The sequence below is a fragment of the Nocardioides sp. genome (genome assembly GCF_036401255.1).
Lineage (GTDB): Bacteria > Actinomycetota > Actinomycetes > Propionibacteriales > Nocardioidaceae > Nocardioides.
Genome location: NZ_DASWVI010000295.1, coordinates 1 through 5,355, shown reverse-complemented (window position 1 = coordinate 5,355; position 5,355 = coordinate 1). Strand labels below are relative to the sequence as shown.

General features: G+C 70.0%; 4 protein-coding genes. All 4 read right to left on the bottom strand.

Features of this window, described 5'->3' with window-relative positions:
- Positions 1–129: 129 nt before the first annotated feature.
- Positions 130–1,749, bottom strand: a complete 1,620-nt coding sequence (locus tag VGD85_RS13895) for an AMP-binding protein (protein ID WP_331064035.1) — start codon at positions 1,747–1,749, stop codon at positions 130–132.
- 96 nt (positions 1,750–1,845) lie between these two features.
- Positions 1,846–2,259, bottom strand: a complete 414-nt coding sequence (locus tag VGD85_RS13890) for an SRPBCC family protein (protein ID WP_331064034.1) — start codon at positions 2,257–2,259, stop codon at positions 1,846–1,848.
- Positions 2,260–2,408: 149 nt separating this feature from the next.
- Positions 2,409–4,790, bottom strand: coding sequence for an immune inhibitor A domain-containing protein (locus VGD85_RS13885; protein WP_331064033.1), 2,382 nt, complete (start codon positions 4,788–4,790; stop codon positions 2,409–2,411).
- 155 nt (positions 4,791–4,945) lie between these two features.
- Positions 4,946–5,355, bottom strand: a 410-nt coding sequence (locus VGD85_RS13880) for an FHA domain-containing protein (protein WP_331064032.1), incomplete at its 5' end; no start/stop codon positions are given.

The following is a 5,355-nucleotide window of genomic DNA, read 5'->3' as shown; positions in this document are numbered from 1 at the left end:
GTGGTTTCGAGACGGTTGCAGCGCAACCTCCTCAACCACCGAGGTGGCTGTGGTTTCGAGACGGTTGCAGCGCAACCTCCTCAACCACCGAGGGGGCGGTGGTTTCGAGACAGGCGGTGCGCGCCTTCCTCAACCACCGAGGTGCAAGAGCCTCGTGGTCTCCTCGCGCATCTGGACCTTGCGGATCTTGCCGGTCACGGTCATCGGGAACTCGTCGACCACCAGCACGTAGCGAGGGATCTTGTAGTGGGCGAGCTTGCCCGTGGCGAACGCGCGCACGGCGTCGGCGTCGACGGGCTCGGACCCGGACCGGATCTTCACCCAGGCGCACAGCTCCTCGCCGTACTTCTCGTCGGGGACGCCGATCACCTGCACGTCCTCGATGTCGGGGTGCTGGTAGAGGAACTCCTCGATCTCGCGCGGGTAGATGTTCTCCCCGCCCCGGATCACCATGTCCTTGATGCGACCGACGATGTTGCAGTAGCCGTCCTCGCGCATCTCGGCGAGGTCGCCGGTGTGCATCCAGCCGTCCGCGTCGATCGCCTCGGCGGTCTTGTCGGGGTCGTCCCAGTAGCCGAGCATCACCGAGTAGCCGCGGGTGCAGAACTCCCCGGTCTGCCCGCGCTCGACGGTCGCGCCGCTCACCGGGTCGACGATCTTGATCTCCACGTGCGGGTGCACCCGGCCGATCGTGGCGGTACGCCGGTCGAGGTCGTCGTCCGCGCGCGTCTGGCAGGACACCGGGCTGGTCTCGGTCATGCCATAGGCGATCGCGACCTCGGCCATGTGCATGTCGTCGACGCAGCGCTTCATCACCTCGACGGGGCAGATCGAGCCGGCCATGATGCCGGTGCGCAGGCTGGAGAGGTCGTGCTCGGCGAAGCTCGGGTGGTGCTGCATCGCGATGAACATCGTCGGCACGCCGTACACGCCCGTGCAGCGCTCCGCCGCGATCGTGCGCAGCGTGATCTCGGGGTCGAAGCCGGGCGCGGGGATCACCATCGTGGTGCCGTGCGTGGTGCAGCCCAGGTTCGCCATCACCATCCCGAAGCAGTGGTAGAAGGGCACCGGGATGCACAGCCGGTCGTCGGGCCCGAGGTTGATCAGCTCGGTGGTGAAGTAGCCGTTGTTGAGGATGTTGCGGTGGCTCAGCGTCGCGCCCTTGGGGTAGCCCGTGGTGCCCGACGTGTACTGGATGTTGATCGGGTCGTCCGGCGCGGTCTGCGCCATCCGCTCCGCGACGACGCCGTCGGGCAGCGCCCGCCCGGCCTCGACCAGCTGCGCCCAGTCGTCGGTGTCGAGATAGACGACCCGCTCGAGTGTCGGCGTCTGGCCCGCTGTCTCGGAGAGCATCGCGCGGTAGTCGCTGGTCTTGAACGTGGAGGCGCTGATCAGCAGCCGCAACCCGCTCTGGTTGACCGCGTAGGACAGCTCGTGGGTGCGGTACGCCGGGTTGACGTTGACCAGGATGATCCCGAGCTTGGCGGTGGCGTACTGGACGATCGTCCACTCCGCGCAGTTGGGCGCCCAGATGCCGACCCGATCGCCCTTGCCGACGCCGGCCGCGAGCAGCCCCCGGGCCAGGTCGTCGACGTCGCGGTCGAGCTCGGCCCACGTCCAGCGCCGGCCGGTCGCGACCTCGACGAGCGCCTCGCGCCCGGCGTACGCCGCGACCGTCCGTTCGAAGTTCGCTCCGATGGTCTCCTCGAGCAGGGGCGGGTCGAGCTCGCCCTTCGCGTACGCCTCCATGGCCGGCAACCTACGCTGCCGGACGTTGGCCTGTCGTTGGTCGCCGCCCCCTGGGGCCGGCGGATCCGGTCCTGCAGCCCGCCGAAGCGGGCCGGATCAGGCGCTCTTCTTCTCGGCCATCTGGACGAGGGCGTCGAGCGTCCGGGTGGCCTCGGCGGTGATCAGCGGGGCGATCTCGTCCGAGCCCGGGCCGGCGACGACCGTCCGCACGGTCACCTCGGAGCCGGTGGCCGTCTCCTTGACCTGGTGGTCGATGCGGATGACCACGTCGCCGATCGTCAGCTTGTCGAGGTAGCGAGCGCACGGCTCGACGATCTCCAGGACGAACTTCGCCTCCATGCCCTTCGTGAGCACCATCGTGCCGGCCGCGCCCTCACCGAAATGACCCTCGATGGCCACCTGTTCCACCGTCGGATCCCATCGGTGCCAGCTGCCGACGTCGCTCCAGAGCGCCCAGACGTCAGCGGGAGTCGCGGTCGTGGTCACGGTGTGCTCGTAGTCGAAGCTCATGTCCAGAACCTAGTACGTCCCCTGACCGATTGGGCAGGTACGAAGACCCTTTCGACCGGGCCCGGTGTCGGTCTTCTCACGGACCTGCGGGCACGCACGAACGGGCCCCGCCACCACGGTGGCGGGGCCCGTCGGCGAGCAGTCGAGGGTCAGCTCGAGGTGCCGACCCGCACCTTCATCACGCCCGTCTTCTTGTTCACCTTCACCACGCGGATCGTGGTGCCGGTCTCGGGCACGTCGACGGAGTACCAGCCGGGCTGGTAGTGGCCGGCGTGCTCGCCGGTGCCGTGCTCGTCACCGGCGAACCACCAGTCGACGGTGTCGTCGAACAGCGGCACCGCCGACTCGCCGCGCAGCGTGAACGGCTGCCCCTTGAAGTGCAGGATCTGCGTGCTGCTGCGCTTCAGGGAGAACGTCGAGTCGTAGGTGAGCGTCCGCGGCCGGGCGAGCGCGCCGTCCGGGGTGTGCCGGAACGTCGGGTGCGCGTCGACCGGGAGGGCCTCGCCACTGCCGGGGTGCTCGCCGACGTTGTTGTCGGTGTAGGAGGTGTCCCAGTAGGTGATGAGGGCGCCCGGGTCGTTGTGGAAGAACTCCACCCGGTCCGGCCGGTTCTCGTAGCCCGCGAAGTTGTAGACGTGCTTGAGCAGCTTGTCGCGCCCGACGTACTGCCGGTTGTCGACGATGTAGGCGTTGAGGAACGACTGCATCTCGCTGCCGGTCGTCGTCCGGAACCCGTCGAGCTGCCAGCCCTCGGCACCGGTCTCGGCGGTGCCGATCGTCGTGCCGCCGAGGGTGATCTGGTCGACCTGGAAGCCCGAGAGCGCGTAGCCGCCGTCGGTCTTGTACAACCAGCGCACGGCGTTGGTGCCGGCCGGTACGTCGGCGGTCAGGTCCACCCAGGCACCGTCGGTCGAGCCGGTGATGCCGGCGCCGGAGTCGTTGAACCCGCTGGAGTCCTCACCGGAGTAGCTGAGGTTGGTGGGGACCTCCGTCCACGTCGCGCCGCCGTCGCTGGAGGCCTCCAGGAACGCGTAGTCCCAGCCCTCCTCGATGTCGTAGCGCACCTTCGCGGTCAGGGCGCCGCCCGCGGCGACGGCCTTGGTCATCGTGTTGTCGAGGTTGTCGCCCGAACCGCTGTAGAAGTAGCGCTCCCCGCACTCAGCGCACGGGTCGCCGAGTCCCAGCGGGACCTGCTTGTCGGGCAGCAGCACGATCAGGCCGTTGGGCTGGGAGCCGCGCAGCGACTGCCCCGGCCGCAGGGCGAACGAGGCGGTGCGGCCCGCGCGGGCGACGTCGTAGTCGAGCCAGCCGAGCTGGAACTTCTCCCACGCGCCGAACGGCATCGGCCGGTCACCGATGCCCTTGTCGCGGGGCGCGGTGCCGCGCGACTGGCTCATCAGCGACCAGAAGCCGACACTGTTCTCGGCGCCGCCGGCGTTGCCGGAGGTGTCGTAGAGGTCGGGCAGGCCGAGGTCGTGCCCGAACTCGTGGGCGAAGACGCTCAGGCCGCCGTTCTCGGGCTGGATCGTGTAGTCGTTGACCCACACGCCCGTCGGGTTGTCGGGGATCTGGACGGCGCCGCCGTCGCTGGGACCGCCCTCACCGACGTTCACGCCGCCGATCGGCGCACCGCCCTCGGGGCCGGTGCCGAACGGCTCGATCTGCGCGTTCCAGCGGTGGCTCCAGATGGCGTCCTGGCCGAAGGTCGGGTCGCCGTCGGCCTCGTCGCCACCGGCGTGCACGATCTGGAAGTGGTCGATGTAGCCGTCGGGCTCGTTGAAGTTGCCGTCGCCGTCGAAGTCGTAGCGGTCCTGGCGGTCGAACGTCTTGAGGTAGGCCCGGATCCGGTCCATCGTCCAGCCGGCGTCGAGGCGGTTCTGCACCCACTCGGCGAGCGCGTCCCGGATCAGGAACCAGGTGTTGGTGCAGACGTTGGAGCCGCAGGAGTTGCGGCCGTAGCGCGCCTCGTTGAACGGCACCTTCACCCACGCGGTGACGTCGCCGTCGATGGAGTACACGCCGCCGGACTGGTCGCGGTAGAACGACTTCATCCGGTTGAAGTACATGTCCTCGTAGTGCGCGCGGTTGTAGTCGGGCGCCCACAGCGTGGAGTTGTCCTTGGACCGGTCCGGCTGGGGGATGGAGTTGTGCACCGGCCCGTCGAACGTCTGGGCGCCGGTCTCCGGGTCGTCGGGGTACGCCGAGTGGCGGGTGTCGCCGAACTCGGCGAGCACCACGAAGATCCGGTCGGTGCCCTTCTGGGCGACCCGGCCGTAGACGCCCTTGGAGACGCGCTCGGCCTGGCCGGTGCCGCCGGTGCGCAGCCGCTTCTGCAGGGCGGCGTCGCGGATCGCGTCGTACTTCTGGCGCCACGGGGGCGTGAGGTTGTCCGACGTCGATGTCGTGCCGTCTCGAGACGGCGTGACCGAGGGGCCGGACGCGGCGCCGGCCTGCGGCGTGGTGAGCGACAGCGCCGTGGCTGCCGCGATCAGAGATGCGGTCGCCGTGGCGGCGACCCGGGTCCTTCGCAAGTGATGCCTCCCGATGTGATGGGGCGGGATACGCCCGACTCCTCCCGGGGATCGCCGGCACCGGGTCACGGTGCCGAGTCACCGCCAGGGAGGAGAGCAGTCGACACGCCCGGGCCCGTGCGGGGGAAGAGGCGCACGGGTTCGTTATCGGACCGTTACCGCGCCGTCGGCTCGGTGGTGGTGGCGTGCGAGATCCGCACCTCCCGGTCGCCGAGGCGGAGCACGTCGCCGGCGAGCAGCGTCGTCGGCCGGCCGGGGGCCAGCTCGCGAGCCGCACCCCGCCGCAGCAGCACCGAGCCGTTGCTCGATCCGCGGTCGAGGACCACCAGGCCGCCGGTGGCGTCGAGCCGCAGCTCGGCGTGGGTCTTGGACAACGACAGGTCCGCGGATCGCAGCGCCACCAGGTGTCGCACCGCCTCACCGGGACGGGCCTCGGGCTGGCGACCGACGAGCACGGGTCCCGTCACGGCCACCTGCTCGCCGGTGTCGACGCTCAGCAGCCAGCCCGAGCCGGCCCCCGGGGCCGGGGTCGGCGGTGGGGTCGCGGGACGCGGGGTGGGCGGCA